This is a genomic window from Taklimakanibacter deserti, assembly GCA_003574785.1.
In genome coordinates this window covers 1-16,473 of the sequence record QORU01000029.1, presented here as the reverse complement: position 1 = coordinate 16,473, position 16,473 = coordinate 1, and the positions used below count along the sequence as shown (strand labels likewise).

General features: G+C 61.7%; 21 protein-coding genes. 5 read left to right on the top strand and 16 right to left on the bottom strand.

Translation table 11 applies throughout. The features are described 5' to 3' along the window. Positions 1-16: 16 nt before the first annotated feature. Entirely contained in the window at positions 17-1,048 is a 1,032-nt protein-coding gene (locus DS839_RS35060) for an Ldh family oxidoreductase (RefSeq protein WP_119275206.1), read from the bottom strand. 18 nt (positions 1,049-1,066) lie between these two features. Beyond that, entirely contained in the window at positions 1,067-2,275 is a 1,209-nt protein-coding gene (locus DS839_RS35055) for a lytic murein transglycosylase (RefSeq protein ID WP_368912103.1), read from the bottom strand. 126 nt (positions 2,276-2,401) lie between these two features. On the opposite strand from DS839_RS35055, the gene DS839_RS35050 reads away from it, so the two are divergent. Further along, positions 2,402-3,430 (top strand): tetratricopeptide repeat protein, encoded by a 1,029-nt coding sequence (locus DS839_RS35050; protein WP_162919011.1) that lies wholly within the window; start codon positions 2,402-2,404, stop codon positions 3,428-3,430. Between the two features lie 62 nt (positions 3,431-3,492). Here DS839_RS35050 and DS839_RS35045 read toward each other — a convergent pair whose 3' ends face one another. From DS839_RS35045 to DS839_RS35035, 3 genes are all read right to left on the bottom strand, one after another. Further along, positions 3,493-4,155 (bottom strand): outer membrane protein, encoded by a 663-nt coding sequence (locus tag DS839_RS35045; protein ID WP_119275203.1) that lies wholly within the window; start codon positions 4,153-4,155, stop codon positions 3,493-3,495. Positions 4,156-4,323: 168 nt separating this feature from the next. After that, positions 4,324-5,190 carry a phosphotransferase family protein gene (locus DS839_RS35040; RefSeq protein ID WP_119275202.1) on the bottom strand — a complete coding sequence of 289 codons (867 nt, stop codon included), beginning with the start codon at positions 5,188-5,190 and terminating at the stop codon, positions 4,324-4,326. An 89-nt stretch (positions 5,191-5,279) separates the two neighbouring features. Further along, entirely contained in the window at positions 5,280-5,582 is a 303-nt protein-coding gene (locus DS839_RS35035) for a hypothetical protein (protein ID WP_119275201.1), read from the bottom strand. A 354-nt stretch (positions 5,583-5,936) separates the two neighbouring features. Here DS839_RS35035 and rnk point away from each other — a divergent pair, with 354 nt between their 5' ends. Beyond that, positions 5,937-6,338, top strand: coding sequence for a nucleoside diphosphate kinase regulator (gene rnk / locus DS839_RS35030; RefSeq protein ID WP_119275200.1), 402 nt, complete (start codon positions 5,937-5,939; stop codon positions 6,336-6,338). Positions 6,339-6,351: 13 nt separating this feature from the next. Here the strand turns inward: rnk and DS839_RS35025 are convergent, their stop codons facing one another. From DS839_RS35025 to DS839_RS34995, 10 genes are all read right to left on the bottom strand, one after another. After that, the gene (locus DS839_RS35025) at positions 6,352-7,500 is read right to left on the bottom strand and encodes an AAA family ATPase (protein ID WP_119275244.1); all 1,149 of its coding nucleotides are present in this window, start codon (positions 7,498-7,500) and stop codon (positions 6,352-6,354) included. A gap of 78 nt (positions 7,501-7,578) precedes the next feature. Beyond that, positions 7,579-7,878, bottom strand: a complete 300-nt coding sequence (locus DS839_RS35020; protein WP_119275199.1) for a hypothetical protein — start codon at positions 7,876-7,878, stop codon at positions 7,579-7,581. After that, the gene (locus DS839_RS35015; RefSeq protein ID WP_119275198.1) at positions 7,878-8,951 is read right to left on the bottom strand and encodes an ROK family protein; all 1,074 of its coding nucleotides are present in this window, start codon (positions 8,949-8,951) and stop codon (positions 7,878-7,880) included. The genes DS839_RS35020 and DS839_RS35015 overlap by 1 nt, the downstream gene beginning before the upstream one ends. Before the next feature lie 35 nt (positions 8,952-8,986). Next, complete coding sequence (locus tag DS839_RS35010; RefSeq protein WP_119275197.1) at positions 8,987-9,175, bottom strand: hypothetical protein; 189 nt, start codon at positions 9,173-9,175, stop codon at positions 8,987-8,989. 62 nt (positions 9,176-9,237) lie between these two features. After that, a complete protein-coding gene (locus DS839_RS35005; RefSeq protein ID WP_119275196.1) occupies positions 9,238-9,498 on the bottom strand; it encodes a hypothetical protein in 261 nt (86 codons plus the stop codon). Positions 9,499-9,740: 242 nt separating this feature from the next. After that, positions 9,741-9,872: a hypothetical protein gene (locus DS839_RS37115; RefSeq protein WP_368912102.1), complete on the bottom strand. Its 132-nt coding sequence runs from the start codon at positions 9,870-9,872 to the stop codon at positions 9,741-9,743. 10 nt (positions 9,873-9,882) lie between these two features. Further along, entirely contained in the window at positions 9,883-10,509 is a 627-nt protein-coding gene (locus DS839_RS35000; RefSeq protein WP_119275195.1) for a hypothetical protein, read from the bottom strand. A 208-nt stretch (positions 10,510-10,717) separates the two neighbouring features. Then, complete coding sequence (locus DS839_RS36800) at positions 10,718-10,963, bottom strand: hypothetical protein (protein WP_162919010.1); 246 nt, start codon at positions 10,961-10,963, stop codon at positions 10,718-10,720. Positions 10,964-11,095: 132 nt separating this feature from the next. Next, positions 11,096-11,221 carry a hypothetical protein gene (locus DS839_RS37110; protein ID WP_368912101.1) on the bottom strand — a complete coding sequence of 42 codons (126 nt, stop codon included), beginning with the start codon at positions 11,219-11,221 and terminating at the stop codon, positions 11,096-11,098. A gap of 101 nt (positions 11,222-11,322) precedes the next feature. Further along, positions 11,323-11,559 (bottom strand): hypothetical protein, encoded by a 237-nt coding sequence (locus DS839_RS34995; RefSeq protein ID WP_119275194.1) that lies wholly within the window; start codon positions 11,557-11,559, stop codon positions 11,323-11,325. A gap of 1,082 nt (positions 11,560-12,641) precedes the next feature. On the opposite strand from DS839_RS34995, the gene DS839_RS34985 reads away from it, so the two are divergent. The 3 genes from DS839_RS34985 to DS839_RS34975 all read left to right on the top strand — a co-directional run bounded on the left by DS839_RS34985 (position 12,642) and on the right by DS839_RS34975 (position 15,421). After that, positions 12,642-13,985, top strand: a complete 1,344-nt coding sequence (locus DS839_RS34985) for an amidohydrolase family protein (RefSeq protein ID WP_119275192.1) — start codon at positions 12,642-12,644, stop codon at positions 13,983-13,985. A gap of 72 nt (positions 13,986-14,057) precedes the next feature. Next, positions 14,058-14,375, top strand: a complete 318-nt coding sequence (locus tag DS839_RS34980) for a hypothetical protein (protein WP_162919009.1) — start codon at positions 14,058-14,060, stop codon at positions 14,373-14,375. A gap of 335 nt (positions 14,376-14,710) precedes the next feature. Next, a complete protein-coding gene (locus DS839_RS34975; RefSeq protein WP_368912100.1) occupies positions 14,711-15,421 on the top strand; it encodes a glycoside hydrolase family 25 protein in 711 nt (236 codons plus the stop codon). Here DS839_RS34975 and DS839_RS34970 read toward each other — a convergent pair. Next, a complete protein-coding gene (locus DS839_RS34970; RefSeq protein WP_368912099.1) occupies positions 15,401-16,318 on the bottom strand; it encodes an alpha/beta fold hydrolase in 918 nt (305 codons plus the stop codon). The two genes, DS839_RS34975 and DS839_RS34970, sit on opposite strands and share 21 nt — an antisense overlap. Positions 16,319-16,473: the final 155 nt, after the last annotated feature.

Here is a 16,473-nt window from a genome sequence, read left to right as displayed (position 1 = left end):
CTATGCATGGCCCCTCTCAGAGAGGAAAGGGGACCCCTGCCTTTTGGCCCGCGGCGGAGAGCTCGTCATAAAGGCCCTGGGGCAAAGGGATGCCCTTTTCCGCGCGATCGGCGCGCCAGGCCCATTCGGGACCGCCCGCCGGCATGGTGCCGGGCTGGGCCTTGAAGCCATCGAGATAGGAGGCATGACGTTCGGCGAAGGTGGCGCCGGGCACGAAAGTGCCGGGGTCGATGGCCATCACGAAATGGCCGACCTTGGTGTCGGCGAGCACGATCCCGCTCTGCTCGATCGAAAGCCGCATGCCGGTCAGCATGCCGCCCAGCACCTCGGCAAGGCCGGCAAGGGCCGCCCCCTTATAGCCGAAGCCGGCGCCGCCGAGCGGGCCCAGGCAGACCGCCTGATTCGGGTCGGTCGTGTAGCTACCCTCCGAATCGAGCGCGGCGTCGGGCGGCAGCGACAGGCCCTCGGTGCGGTAGCGCATCACCTTGTTCCACGGGATGGAACTCGTCGCCATGTCGAGGAAATAGGGATCGTCGCGCCCGGCCAAGGGGGCAGCGAGCGAGATCGGGCTCGTGCCGTGAATGGGCGTCTTGCCGCCATGGGGGACGACGAAGGCGCCTGAATTGCAGGTCACGAAGCCGATGAAGCCGGCATTGGCGGCGGCCAGCGCATAGGCGCCGGCGGCGCCGAAATGGGTCGAATTGATCACCACGCCCATGCCGATGCCGGTATCGCGCGCAATGGCGCAGGCCTCATCCATCGCCCGATAGGTCGGGAGATGGCCGAGCCCGCCATCGGCATCGACAAGGACGGCGCTGCGGCGCGGATGCGAGACGGTGATCTTGGGATCAGGCTTGCAAATGCCCTCGCGCAGGCAGTCGGCATAGAAGGGCAGGAGCCTGATGCCGTGGCTGTCGACGCCCAGGAGCGAGGCATGGAGCATGGCGCCCGTCGTCGCCTCGGCCGATTCCGGATCGGTGCCGGCGGCGGTGAGGACGGAAAAGGAAAACGAAGCCAGCTTCTCGGCGGATAGGCGCCGCTCAGTCATGGAGGAAAGCCCGAAAGTTCAGCTGTTGCGCAAGCGGTTGAGAAGCTCGGTCGTCGGCCAGGAGTCGGCCGGCATGCCGAATTTGATCTGTACGCTCTTGACCGCGGCGCGCGACTGCGAGCCGAGCTTGCCGTCGATCTTGCCGACATCATAGCCCATGCGCGTCAGGATTTTCTGCAGTTCCATGATCTGGTTATAGTCGAGCGCGTTGACCGGGCCATTGCCCTTGCTGACAGGGGGAGCTCCGGCAAGGCGCGTGGCGAAATAGGCGGCCGTCGTCGAATAGATGAGCGACTCGTTCCATTTGAGATAGACCTTGGTGAAGTTCGGATAGGCCAGGAAAGCGGGGCCATGGCGTCCCATGGGCAAGAGCAGCGAGGCTTGCGCCTTATCGGCCTTGAGCGCCTTTCCGGAGGCGAGCTTCACGCCCCATTTCGCCCATTGCGCGCGGGGATGCTGGATGGCGATATCGGCCTCCTCCCAGGGCATATCCTCGGGCACGGCGACTTCCTGCAGCCAAGGCTGATTGGCCTGCCAGCCATGCGTGGTCAGAAGGCTTCCCGTCGACATCAAAATGTCGGGAATGCTGCGCTTGAGGTCGACACGGCCGTCGCCATCGGCATCGACGCCGCTTTCGAGGAAATCGGCGGGCAGGAACTGCACTTGGCCGATCTCGCCGGCCCAGGCGCCGACCATGTCGTCTTCGGTCATGTCGCCCCGGTCGATGATCTGCAGGGCGGCGAAGACCTGCGGCCGGAATTTCTCCGGACGGCGGCAGTCATATGAAAGCGTCGCCAGCGACCGGATGGTGTGGAAATCGCCCATATAGCCGCCGAAATCGGTCTCCAGGCCCCAGAAAGCGGTGATGACCGCCGCTGGCACCCCATAGCGGCTCTCCACCTTCTTGAAGACGCCGGCATGCTGCTGCATGAGGGCTTTGCCCTTGTTCATCCGGTTGGCGGAGATCAGGCGGGCCTGAAAATCGAGGAAAGTCAAGGAGAAGACGCTCTGCGCCCGATCGCGCTTGATGACCGAGGGGTCGTAGGTCATGCCGTCGAGCACCGAGATGGCCCGTTTGGAAATGCCCATGCCGGCGGCTTCTTTCTTGACGCCGGAAAGCCAACTCGAGAATTTTGACGGGTTCGTCGGGGTCGTGCATTCGGCGGCGAAAGCCGACGACGAGGCGAGGAAAAGGGCGGCAGACAGAGAGAGGAGGGGGAGCTTCACCGTCAGAACTCCTTGGCTTGGCTGAGGGGCGGAGATGAGACTTACCGGGTCAGGATTGATTCAGCAATGTGGCGCGGCGGTGACAGTCCGTGGCATGCCGGAAGGCCTCTCGACCGGCGCCGCGCCATGGCCTACCGTTTGGCCGATTTCGGGGGCGGCATGAAAAGAACACTGCTTACGGTCTTAGCGACCATCGTGGGGACGTTGGTCGCCACCGGTCTGGCGGTTTACACATATCTGCAAGTGGAGACGGACCCGCTCGCCGAGTTCGAACGGGTCAGAGCCGAGTATGTTGTGCATGTGGAAGCCAAGGACTATGCCGCGGCCGAACGGGTTCTTCTGGACGCGGTGCCGAACCCGGCGCTCTCGCAGCCGTTCTACCAAGTCGGTCTTCAAACGAGCCTGGCGAGCCTCAATGTGCGGTTCCTGAAAAACAGGGAAGTGGCGGAGAGGCACTATCGCGCCGCCCTGGCGGTCGAGCCGGAAAACGATACGCCTGGATTGCGCGCCATCAGAGCTGCCTTGCTTCTCGAGCTCGGCATGCTGCTGGACGAAAGCGGGCGATATGACGAAGCGCTGGAGTATCTTCAACAGTCGCTCCGGGTTTATCAGGAGATAGGCGATCCGACGGGTGAACAGAAAAGCTTGCTGAGCCTGGGACTCGTCTATGGCCATCTCGGAGACTTTGATCGCGGGAAATATCATCTCGAGGAAGTCCGCAAGCGAGCGGAAGCACAGGAGCCCGCCGATCCGTCATGGAAGGCGCTGGTCTACAACAATCTTGCCTGGATGTATCGTCGGATGGCGCAATATGACGAGGCTCTTCGGCACGCTGAGAAAGGGCTGGCGATTGCCGAGCTCTTGGACGACAAGCGTCTCAGAGCGGCACTTTATGACACCATAGCGCAAATACTTCTGGCGCAGTCTCGCTTCGAGGCGGCTCTTTCTTACTCCGAAAAGAGCTTGGCGCCGCCGCCGGAAGGCGAATACATGGCCGCAGCCAACTATCGATCACATGGCTGGATATTGGTTGCGATGAAACGCAATTCGGAGGCCTGCACGAGCTTTGCCCGGGCCATGGAGCTTTATTCCATCGTGCGGAACGAGAAGGAGCGATTGGCGATGCAGCAGGAGATCAGTAAAGCTGGCTGCTAAGAACGCCAAGAAAAAGGGCCCGGAAGCCGGGCCCTTCTGGGGAGGCGGAGTGAAGGAGGAGTTCACAACCCGCCGAAGTTCCAGATGAGAGCGGCGCGCACGGTCGATGCGGTCAGATCGCCGTCGACATCGACGCCGTCGAAGTCATAGGTCTTGGAGCCGTAATCGTCATAGAGATATTCGGCGCGGATGATGAACTGCTCCGAGACGGCCCAATCGATGCCGCCGCCGACCGTCCAGCCCCAATGCGTGTTGTTGTCGTCGCCGAAACCGTCGGTATCGACATCGATCTTGGCGGCGGAAAGGCCGCCGGCGATGAAGGGCAGAACCTCGCCCAGCGAATAGCCGAGGCGGGCGCGGACATGGCCATTCCATTTCAGATCCGCATCGGCGTCGATTCCCGCTATGCCGGTATCACCGGAGCCGTCGACATCGCCGAAGCCGATATCGCCTTCGAGACCGAACACCAGGCAGTCAGTCTGGAAATTGCCGCCGAGCAGGGCGCCGCCGATGAAGCCGTCCGGATCGACGTCGGCGTCGATCGCGGCGATGTCGTCGGAGTCTCCCTTGCCATTCCCCCACAGGTAGCCCGCATGCGCACCTACATAGATGCCCGACCAGTTGCCGCAGGTCGGTTCCGGCTCGACATAGTCGGCCGCATTGGCATAGCCCGCGGCGCCAAGGGACAAGGCCGCTGCGAGGCCGATCGACACTTTCTTGAACATGGAAATCTCCCGATGAAATCTTCGGCGGAAGCTTTAGCGCAGCTCCTTCCAGCGAAACCAGCCATACGCAAGGTAATCCATGTCGATATGTTCATGCTGTTGCAGTTTTGTCACTCATAACTCTGGGTAATTCCCCGAAGTTAGCGTGAATGAGCGGTTAATCGGTGCTCAGTCCTGTGCCCATTCGACGACATGCCTCAGCATCAAGGCTATGTGCGTCGGATCATCGGCGACCTCGGCCAGTTCCCACAGGCGATGGACTGCGGTAAGCAGCGCGATACGCTCGCGGTCAAGAAGCTTGCCGGTGATGCGCTCATAATCCGCAATGACGCGCGAGGTCAGGTCGCGCGCGATGAAGTTCGAATAGATGAAATCCTGATGCAGCTGACCCAAGCCTGAATCGGCGAAATCATAGACGCCGTTGAGCCGTTGCGCTTCGTTGTCGAAGGCCATGTTCCAGCCATGGCCGTCGAAGAAGCCGTAGATGATCCCGTATGGGTCAGGTTCCAACCGCTGCCAGGCCATGAGTGTGCGCTCGGCGTAGGAACGCAAGCTCGCCGGCAAGAGCGGCCAGATCTTGCGGCCAATGTCATCGGCATCGCGCCAGGGACGGAGGGGAGCAGCACCGGCCGCCTTCATCCGTGCCTCGTCGAGCGCATGCAGATCGGCATAGAAGCGGGCGAGGGCGGCGGCAAGGCGCCGGCGCGCCGCTTCGGGCAGATGCGCATAGCGCGCGGCGGTCAGCTGCTCGCCCTTGAGCTTCCTGTGCCTCGAGAAGAGGGGCGGCCCCTCGATGAGCGAAAGCTCGGGCACCGGCATCGCGACATGGGGCCGGAGAGCGGCGAGCAGGCTGGCTTCGGTCCGCAAGGCGGCTTCGGCATCAGCGCCACGCGGGAACTTGAAAACCCATGTGTTGTCGACATCGACGGCGGTCGAATGCCAGCCCTTGGGCAGGAGGGAGAAACGAGCCGGCGCAAGACCGGGAAAATGAGCGACGATGATGGGCTTGAGGGAGGTGAGATCGAATTCCAGCATGGGCGTAAAACGGATGCAGCGGGCAAATTCGCCCGCTGCAGATGAAAGGTCCTTGGTCGCAAACGGTCACACAGACCGCTCGTGCACGATCAATAATATATCCGGCGAACGTCGGTGATATAGGCGCGTTTCGCATCCACCGTGATGACGAATGCGCGGCCGTTTTTGCGACGGCCAAAATACGAGTAGTAGCGGCCACTGCAGTTCCGCGCACGGACATCCCAGTAACCACTGTTCTGGACGATCTTCCGGCCGCGATTGCAGCTGATCCGACCGCCCTGGCCGTCGACATTGATGTCGATATTGATTCCCGCCTTGGCGGGAGCCGTGGCAACTGGCGTCATCAGCAGCCCGATCGACAAGCCGGCCGCCGCCATCATCATCTTAATCATCCGGTTATTCTCCCTTTCCGGGGCTGATTTGCCCAACTCGCCAATATGTTTTCCTATGCTCCAACGTCACTGTCAATCTGCGTCAGGTGGGTGTGTTAATCGGAGTTCCGGTTCCCACGGGGTTGACTTTGGCCGAGTCGGCTCCAACTATGAGGCCATGTCGACGAAACAGCAGATCGCCCTCTGGCATTGCGGGACTTGTCCCATCGCGGGATCCTAGCCGCGGCTCGGCCTTAGCGCCCGGGTCGCGGGGCTTGGGGCCGTGTTTCCGTTTGTGAAGCGTCGACGCTCTCTCACCAATCCGATCATCGAAACACTGCATTGCCGGTCCGGCAGTGCGGCAGGAGGACCATCATGGATACAAATGTCGTCGGCCAAGCCTGGCAGAAGCCGGTAATCAGCATTTCAGCGAGCGATCACGCGCGCCTGATGAAGCTTGCCGACTCGATCGCGACGGGCAACGCGCCGGTGGCCGATGATCTGTTCGGCGAGCTCGAGCGTGCCAATATCGTGGCGGACAATGCGATCGCGAATGACATCGTCCGGATGGGCTCGTGCGTTCGCTTCGAGGATGAGAAGGGCACCGCCAGAATCGTGACACTGGTCTTTCCAGGCGAGGCCGATATCGCCGAGGGACGGCTTTCCATCCTGACGCCGGTCGGGACCGCGCTCATCGGGCTTACCGTCGGGCAGTCGATCCTGTGGACCGGACGGGACGGGCAGCAGCACCGGCTGACCGTGCTCGCCGTCACCTGACGATCTTGAACCTTCAGCGCGACGGCCATTTCCAGGGCGGCGCCGGCCGGTCGCGCACGATCGTCTCGCCGAGCTCCTTTTCGAGGCGGATGAGCCAGCTTTCGGCATGCCGGTCGAGGGCCGCGACGAGCTGTGGCGAATGCGAGACGATGATGATCTGGCAACGCTCGGCAGCCTTCGTCACCAGGCGGGCGAGGGGTGCCAGAAGGTCCGGGTGCAGGCTCGCTTCGGGCTCGTTGAGGATCATGAGCTCGGGCGGGCGCGGCGACAGGAGAGCGGCGATGAGGAGGATGTATCTGAGCGTGCCTTCCGAGAGCTCCGCGACATTCAGCTCGCGCAACAGCCCGTGCTGCTTCATCTCCACCTCGAAACGGTCATTGACGGCAAGGCTCGCGCCGTCGAAGGCGTCGGCGACCGCATCATCGAGGGCACGTCCGTCGCCGACCTCGATGATCGTCTGGAGGGCGGCACCGATGTCGCTGCCGTCGCCGGCCAGGACCGGTGTGAAGGTTCCGACCTGCGGCCGGCGCGCCGGCGCCTCGCGATCGGTGCGCAGATTGTCGTAGAAGCGCCACTGGCGCATCTTTTCGCGCAGCAGGAGCAGCTCCCAGCCATCGACCGGATCGGCCCGATGGGTCATCACGCTGTCAAAGGCCGACAGATGATCGACGCTCTCGTGCCAAACGCCGGTCTTCGCCTGGCGCAAGCGGGTAACGGGGCCGCGGCGCTCGGCAATGAGATTGGCGCGGCCGAGAAGCTCGCCTGTCCACACCGCCTCGACCTTGATTACAGGATCGAGCGAGAAGCGCGACATGGAGGGCTGCGGCAGACCGAGATCGATGGCATAGCCATAGTCGGTGGAAGCGAAGCCGAGCCTGAGGCTGATCGGCCCTGAGCGGCGCGTGCCCTGGACCGGCTGCAGGCCGCTCTTCATCTCGCGGCTGAATTTCTCCGGCCCCGCCCACAGGGTCGATGATATACCGCCTTCGGCGGCGAGCGAGGCCACCACGCGCCCTTGCGCCACATCCGACAACAGACGCAAGGCGCGATAGAGGCTCGACTTGCCGCTGCCATTGGCGCCGGTGACGATATTCAGCCGGCCGAGCGCCAGCGTGACGTCGCGCAGCGACCGGTAACCCGATATGGCAAGCCGCGTGATCACGCGAATGACAATCCAGAAGTGGAAGGTGGTTTCGAGCCCGCGGACTATAGATAGGTCCAGGCGCCGTGCCAATCGCCGCTATTCCTTGCTGCGATCTTCCTCCCATTTGACGAATTTGGCATCGCCGGGGAATTTCCACGCACCGCTCCTGGCGGCTTCGCGAACGGTCGCGGCGAATTTGTCGGCGTCGATCGGCAGCATCTGGACGATGATCTCCATGCCGCTCGGCGCGAGGCTCTTGGGATCAAGTATGGTCGCGCGCAAGGCGACCATGCCGGTGCCCTGGATCTCGGCATCGGCGCCTTTGACATTGACGACGATGCAGGAGCTTTTGTCCTGTTCCTCGAAAAGTCCGGCTGCGTCCGGTGTCGTCGGCATCATTTGCCTCCATTCGGTTTGCGGTTGGTGTAGCGCGCATTGCCGAGACCGGTACCGATGGTGAGGACGCCCCATCTTTTCCGGTTGCGGGCGCGGGGCAGCTCGCTCAGGCCCTGCACCACGGCGTCGTTGTGCATGACCACCAGGCTCTCCTCGTTCCCGATCTGCGGAATGCCGGCGCGAATGACGGAGGGCAAATTGAAGCGGCTGCTCTCCCAATTGCCGGGCAGGTTCTGTCCGCCGCGCGTGATCGCTCCGTCTTCCGCGATGAGACCCGGACAGGCCACGCCGATGAGCGGCGCGAGCTCGATAGTTTCGCTCCTGGCCCAACGCAAGAGCTTGCGAAGCATCCCGATCAGCTTCCTGATCGCCTGATCGCGCGTCACGTCCTCATCGCCGTGGCGCCACCGCTCGACCTTGACCACGCGCGCTTTCGCCAGATCGGCCGGGCGCTTCCCGAACCTGACCACACCGGCGCGGATATTCGTGCCGCCGATATCGATGGCCAGCATCGCATCATGCCCTCTGAGCATCCAGGTCGGCAGCAGGTGAACCGCACCGATGAGGCCTGCCTCGTCGGGATCGTTGTGGATGATGTCGAGATCGAGATTGAAGCCGTCTTCGCGCAGCAAGAGCTCCGTCCTGGCGATGGCGAGCTTTCCGAGACGGCTGGCGCTGAAGCCGCCGCCGATAACGAGGTATTCAGTCTTGCGCCATTCCTTCAAGCGCGAATAGCGGCGAATGACACTGGCGAGCCCGTGGGCGTAATCGTCGATGGCGCTCGCCACCACTGCCGCCGCCTCGGGATCCCCATCGGCGAGCAGCTCGGCGAGCTTCTGCCTGCCGATCTTCTCGCTCGGTTCCTTGCCCAGCGGGTCCTTGCCGGTTTTTCGCCATGGCTTGCGCCATTTGTCCATGAGCGCCCAGAAGGCGCGCTTGCTGGCCTGATCGCCGACGAATCCATCATCGTCCTCGATCTCGATATTGTAGCTGTCGACCGTGACGCCGGGCAGGGTCGCTGCGCCATGCGCCGGCAGGTCAAGATCGCTCTGAGCGGCATCGGTCTTGCTCATGACGGTCCCGAGATTATGCGTTCATTGTGGGGCGATCATTGCGAAGCGGGCTTCTTGCGGCGCCTTCGCTTCGTCTCGTCATCCCGATTTGTCGCGCAGGCCCGCAGATGGGCCAGATAGAGGTCGGCCACGAGCGGCAGAGAAGCATCCGCGAGCTTCCTGGCGCGCCCGATGCGCGAATCGGATCTGAGAGTCTTCGGCGAGAGATTTCGCTTGTCCTTCATGCATCATGCCTTCCGGGTCCTTGGCAACGCCGAGAAAGGCACCCCGGTTCCATGGCACGTGCTTAGGCAGCCGCCTTGTCTTCGACAAACGGGGTGGCTCTTGCCGGCCGGGTGAATTTATTCTGGCCACTCCTCGTCAGACGGACGAGCGACCGGCGCGCGTCCGACAATTGCGCGCGCAATCTCTGGACCGTCGCCGGTGCATGGACAGGCTCGTAGCCGATCGCCTTGGCGAGGGACATGAATTCGACCTGGTTGGCGACAAGACTTTTCGTCACCTTGATCCGCTCCAGGGCGAGCTTGATCTGGTCACGCCGGTTCATGAGCAAAAAACGCCCAGCTCGCCGCCATGTTCCGGTGTCCCGTTCGCGCGGGAACAATGATCACCGCCATGTGTTGATGTCGCATGGCAACCATTCCCACACCCGAACCGCCCACCCCGCCTGGTCCGGAACCGCGTCCGGTTCCGCCGCATGATCCGCTTCCCAGCCCGCAGCCCCCATCAAAGCCGCCGGCGAAATAGCGGTCATCGGTCATTTCCTTTGACCGATGACCATCTCTATCATCAGCCCTGTATCGCCAGCACCACAGCGCCCGCCACAACGGCTGCGGCAACGCTGGCGGCGACCAGGCCGACGAGCACCCACATCAGGAACGACCGATCAAGCCGGGTGTCGCGCTTGTGAGGGAAGGACACAGTCACCAACCTAGATAGGAGCGCGTCCGACAATGCGCCCGTTACGCGCGTTCAAGAGGACCCGCCAGGTATCGCCCTGGGCGCGGCCTATATAGGTGTAGGTGCCGCCATTGCACTCGACCACGCGAACGCGGTTGAAGCGCTCGGCCACGATGCTGCGGCCTTCACCGCAACTGATGCGATAGCGCGGCCGGACACTATAAACTTCCCAATAGGGCTCGGGATACCAGTAGCCGCCATAGTAGAAGCGGAAGGTGGCGCTCTTGCGGTTGCGACGCTGATGCCGGCTCGAATCGAACCGCCACTTGCCTTCGCTGACCTTGGTGCGGGTACGGACATCGACATCGACGTCAGTGTCCTGCTGGCTCTGCATCCGTTTCTTGCGCGGCATGACCTGGTCGCCCGACTGGTCCTCGGCTTGACCATCTTGCTGGTCGCCCTGCGGCGGCGGGCGCATACGCTTCTTGTTGGGAACGGCCTGATCGCTACCGCCCTGCATGGCGCCGCCCGGGCAGTTTTCGCCCATGCATTCCTTGGTTGTCGGCTGGGCGTCCTGTGCCTTGCCGATCGTCGCCGTGGCAAGGGTTCCCAACAGGAGTGCCGATGCGAGCGCGGTTGTCGTAAAAATACCTCTCATGGAAGAATCTCCTTTCTTGCAAAGGAGAAAGCGCATCTCGTTCACATGTTCCCTCAAGTAATCTAACAAATTTTTACAGAGCATGCCGGATAGCGGACCGGGAACAATGAACTGCGTCTTTAAAGAATACTGCGTTAGGGCTGGACGGCAGGGGTGAGCGGCATTGTGGGGCCTATGTGCGCTCCCGGTAGGGAGCCGGTGCTTGCGCTCATCTGACGAAGCCGCCGGTCGATGCGAGGATCGCAAGCAGATCTTCCAGGCGCGCGCCGCGATCGGTGGCGATCATCTTGCGGGTCATATCGAACAGCAGACGGCCGACGAGCGATGGGCGGGCGAATGGTTGCTCCGTCTCGACCCTGCGCAGATGATCGAGCACAGCGCCGTGCCCCGAAAGAGCGGAAGGGGAGGTGGGTCGGGCCGGCGCCGGTCTGCGGCCGAAGACGGGAAATTTCATGGAGGCACGATAGCACGGCGCTGTTAAGCGGTGATTACCTCTGGTAGTTGCTTTGGACTCAAAATTGTAGCGTGCGCGCAACCGCCCTGCCAGCGGTCGTCGAAGTGACGCGATCTACGTCCTAGCGGGGGCTTATTCCTTCTCTTTCTTTTCCGGCTTGGCCGACGGCTTCTTGTATTCGTCACCGAGCTTTTCAGCCTTCCCAACCTCTGTATCTTCATCGGCTGTGTGTTCTGGTCTTAGCGGGGGCTTGGACACGGGCATTCTCCCTGGTAGCGGTCGCTTGGCTTGGCGATCCAACACATTCGCCATAATGCACCGGAAATGTTCCGCAAAACAAGCACGCGACGTGCGGGCTCCTATCGCCCCTCAGCTTCGGCCGAAAACTCATTAATCCGGTCTTCTTCATCCTTTGCCTGAGCGTCCCAGTCTTTTGCAAGCTCGAGGATGCTTTGCCTCTCATCGCCGGCGAAGTGCTCGGCCAACGCCCTGGCGGCGAGCGCAGTGGCGCGCAGATCATCGACCTTCTTCAATAGCTTGCTGATACTGGCAACCATGCCGATCAATGCTCCACTTCCCTTGAAGGGTTCCAACATGCGAGGCGGCCGTTTCGCCAGCGGCGCATCATTTCGGGACAGCTTTTTTTAAGTGCCGATATTGTTGCCCGAACGCTTTTGGGCAATCATCAGGTTGCAATCCGCTCCTGTCGCAAGGTGTGCGGATGCGGGGAGCCCGTCACGGTAGTGCCGTCCCCGTGGCGGGTTCCTTTTCGGCCGCCACCGTGCAGCCGTTGCTTTCAAGCAAAGATCCAAGATGATGACCGCCGCACCATCGGAGAGCCCACAGGACCGTCGCCGCCCAATCCTGCAGGCCCTCCTGGGCGCCGCCGACCGGCGGCTCCAAACTCCACTCACGCAACGAAAACTCTTATTCCTATCGCTTGTTCCGACAAGAGGCGAAAACGACGATTTCCTCGTCGCGGGGAGGTTCTGGGAGCCCTGCGGCCGCGCATAATCAACCAATTGGCGGACATTCGGCCCGCAAACTCGGCCCGATGATGGTCCTAGGTCCAACTATCGCGTGGCCATTTCCTGTCCCAAAGTGCCGTTCAATTTAATCTTGAGATGGGAATCTCAGTTCGTTGTAGCCTTGCGTGGGGTCGTCACAGCATCCTGGCGATCCTTTAAGCGCCAGGACTGGGAGTGACTTCGATTGCATTTAACCATAGGAGGATTGAATGGCACGAGCGCTAAGAACTTCGATGGCGTGCTTGAGTCTCTTGATTGGATTGGCGGTCAGTCCGCTAGCGATACCAACCGAAGCCGAAGCCCGGGTCAGTATTGATATCAACATCGGCACCAATATCAGCGTTGGCCGCCGGATCAGCTGTTCTCGGGGTGAACGACTGTTGCGTGACCGCGGTTTTCGAAATGTCAGCCGACGGAATTGTAGTGGCCGATATTTCATATATCGGGGAACACGTCGAGGGAGCCGTTGGGAAATCGCCGTCGATTCACGCAACGGACGCGTTGCCGATGTTCGTTGGCTCCGACTGGCGTGACCATTCCGCTTACGCGATTGAACTCAGCGACAATATTCGGAGTTTAAGATGGGCTGTCAGATAGCGGATTGGCGGAGCAAATTGACTGGTCTGACAATGCTACAGCCGTTCAGACTCATGCGCTGTCGATCGTTGGTGGTTGCGCTGCTCTTGGCCGGGTTTGGGCAGGCGAGCCTTGCCCAAACCGAGGCGCCGCCCGGCGCGGCGACGCTTTTTGAGAACGTCCGCATATTCGACGGCAAGAGCGCCGCCTTGTCGCCGCCCTCCAATGTGCTGGTCAGAGGGAACACCATCGCGCGCATTTCGGTGGACCCGATCACGGTCGAGGCGGGCGCCGACGTCCGCATTATCAAGACGGACGGGCGCGTGCTGATGCCCGGCCTCATCGATGCGCATTGGCACGCGATGCTGGTGCGCCCGACCCCGGCAGAGTCGTTCGGTGATGTCGGTTACAACAATCTCGTGGCCGGCGCCGAAGCGGCGGACACCCTGATGCGCGGCTTCACCACCGTTCGCGACGTGGGCGGGCCGGTATTCGGTCTCAAGCGCGCCATCGATGCGGGCATCGCCAAGGGCCCGCGCATCTATCCGTCCGGCGCCGTGATCACGATCACGAGCGGGCACGGGGATTTCCGTCAGCTGACCGAACTGCCGCGGGCGATCGGCACGCTGTCCCGCATGGAGGTGGTCGGTGGCGCCATGGTTGCGGACACCCCTGACGAGGTGCGCGTGCGCACGCGCGAACAGCTCATGCAGGGCGCCTCCCAGGTCAAGCTGACGGCGGGCGGCGGCGTGTCGTCACCCTTCAGTCCAATCGACGTGAGCACCTTCACCGAGCCCGAGCTGCGCGCCGCGGTCGAAGCGGCCGAGAACTGGGGTACTTACGTCGCCGCGCATGCCTTCACGCCGGCTGCGATCCAGCGGTCCATTGCCGCCGGTGTGAAATGCATCGAACACGGCATGTTGATGGACGAAGCAACCGCCAAACTGATGGCCGAGAAGGGGATTTGGCTGAGCATGCAGCCGCTCCCCGAAGCCTTGAAGCTTGGCTTTCCGGTTGGTTCGGTCCAGCGCGCCAAGGCGGAAGAGGTCTGGCCCGGCATAGCCAGGACCTACGAGTTGGCGAAGAAATACAAGCTCAAGACGGCATGGGGCACCGATGTGCTGTTCTCGCAAGCGCTGGCGCAGCAACAAGGAGCCATCCTGGCCTCGCTTGCCCGCTGGTACACACCCGCCGAGGTCCTGATCATGGCGACATCGACAAATGCCGACCTGCTGGCGCTGTCCGGCAAGCGCAATCCCTATCCCGGCAAGCTCGGTGTCGTGGAAGAAGGCGCCCTTGCAGACCTGCTGCTGGTCGATGGCAATCCTCTGGAAAATATCGAGCTCGTTGCCGACCCCAAAAACTTTCCGATCATCATGAAGGATGGCAATATCTACAAGGACGCGCTGCCCAATTGAGTTCGGTCGATAGCGCGATTGCTCGACGGGTAGCCGATGTTATTCGCCTGAACAGCTAGGGATTGGCAGCAGATGGCTTACGGAAGAGAATGGATACGCATCCGGGAACCGTCTTTGACCACCTTTGCTGTCGTAGCCATAAGTCTGACCTTGTACTTTCTCCATGCCTATTCCTGGACTTTCTGGGTTGTCGTTCTGGGTATCGCCATGTCGGCCATCAAGACTGCCGCGGCCGTGGCAAAGCCGGATCTCTTGCTTGAGAAAGAGGCGAGGACAAGCAACCTTAGGGAAGAAAAAACAGTGATTCCCCAGTACATCATTGGGGGAGTCATCTTTATCGTATTTTGTGTTGCCGCTTGGAACGTCAGCGAACTGGCGGGATACCGCTAAAGCGCGATGGCCTTACATCGAGCGCCATCGCGCTTCAGCTTTCTGTTTGCACATGATCTTTTCGGAAAACCGGTATCCACTTTTCCGGATCATGCGCCAGCAATCGACCGGAGATGGTTAAGGCCTGTCCGCACGACCGGCGGGTTCCATTCGGCGAGCCATCACAGTGGGGTTGCCTTGAGGCAAGAAAGCTCTAAACTTCGATCAGACAAGATTTGACGCTAGGATAATTCGGGACTTCACCTATGGTGCTTGATCGACGCCGCATGGCAGTCATTGCCGTCGCTGTGGGAGTATTTGCCGCAAGCTTGGGCGCGGGGGCCGCATTTTCCCGCATGCTCGCGGACAAGAAGCCGCATAACGGTGTCGCCGCGGCCCACAAGATGCCGGTCCAGGGCATCGACGTCTCCTATTGGCAGGGCGACATCGACTGGCAAAAGGTCGGCGATTCGGGGATCCATTTCGCCTACATCAAGGCGACCGAAGGGGGCGATCGCGTCGACCCGAAATTTCTCGACAATTGGCAGGCGGCAAAGAAGGCCGGCATCGCCCGCGGCGCTTATCATTTCATGTATTGGTGCCGGGCCGCGAGTCAGCAGGCGTCGTGGTTCAAGCGGCACGTGCCGGAAGACGGCGACGCGCTACCGCCGGTGCTCGATGTGGAGTGGAACTTCCACTCCAAGACCTGCCCGAAGCGCCTCAAGCGCGACGCCGCCATCGCCAAGATCAAAGTCATGCTCGAGGCGATGGAAGCGCATAGCGGAAAGCGCCCGATCATCTACACCGACCCGAAATTCCACCGCGAGGTCCTCGAAGGCGAGTTTCCCGATCATGATTTCTGGCTGCGCTCGGTGGCGGCGAAGCCGGAAGCGAAGTACCGGGAGCGCGACTGGGCGTTCTGGCAGTTCACCACCACCGGGCGGGTGCACGGCGTCGCAGGCCCGGTCGACCGCAACAGCTTCAACGGTACGCGCGCCGATTGGCAGCGCGTGCTGAAGAAGGGCTGCATTTGCAAGACCACAGAATCAGTGTCTTCGAACGACTAATTTCGAAGCGCCGAGGTCTTTCGCGACAATACCGAGAACCTGGTCGACCGCGCCAACCGCCACGAAGTGGCCCGCCTTTTCCACCGCGTGCCATATCGCTCCCGGCATCTTGTCGGCGATTTCCCTGTTTATGGGAGCAGGCACCAGCGTGTCGCCGAGACCCTGCCACATATGGACGGGCCGCTCGATGGTCGCGACATCGAACGCCCAGCGCCGGTAGAGGAGCTCGCTGTCGCGCACCAGGCCTTCGCTGCCTTGCGCGAAGCATTCGGCACAGGACGCGCAAAAGGCTTCCTCGAAACCGCTGTGAAGCAGCACCTGCCGGTCATAGTCGTTCACGGCCTTCTGCAATTCCCTGTAGAAGCTCTTGCGGAAGTGTGCAGCGGTCAGGCCGATGGCCTCATACATGAGGCGGAAGCCCGGCTTGAAATGCAGGGCAAGAAATCCGCCCAGCGCATCGGCCTTGGAGAGATATTGCGCAGCCCAGTTGTCGCCGAACGCGCCATAACTTCCCCCGGCAATGCTGGTCACATGGATCAGGCGCTTCGGATCGATATAGGCTGCCGCGGCAAGTGCCCAAGGGCCACCCTCCGACCACCCGGTCACACCGAATTCATCATATCCGAGCGCGTCGGCAAGGCGTGTCATGTCGTCGGCCCAGCCTTCATAGCTGCGCGCTGTTTGCGGGCTCGATTGCCCCATGCCGGGCCGGTCGACGCCCACGAACCGCAATCCATGATTCGCTGCCGCATCCGCAAAGAGCAGCGCCTCGAGCCTGCTGCTCGGTCCGCCGTGATTGTGGATGACGAGGGGACCCGCGGGAACGCCGACTTCAACATAGGCGAGCACGCGGCCATCCGGGGTCGCAATTGTCTTTGTCGCGATTGGCTCAGTCACAGGCTCATCTCCTGGTTCCGCTGGTTCAGCCTTGCCCCGCTTCCGCGAGAAGTCAAAGGACTAAGGCTTGTTTACAATCACTGGATGCGAGGAAGGCTGCGACGATATTGATGAAGCCAGCAAAGCATCTGTCGGTCTTTTCGTAGCGCGTGGCA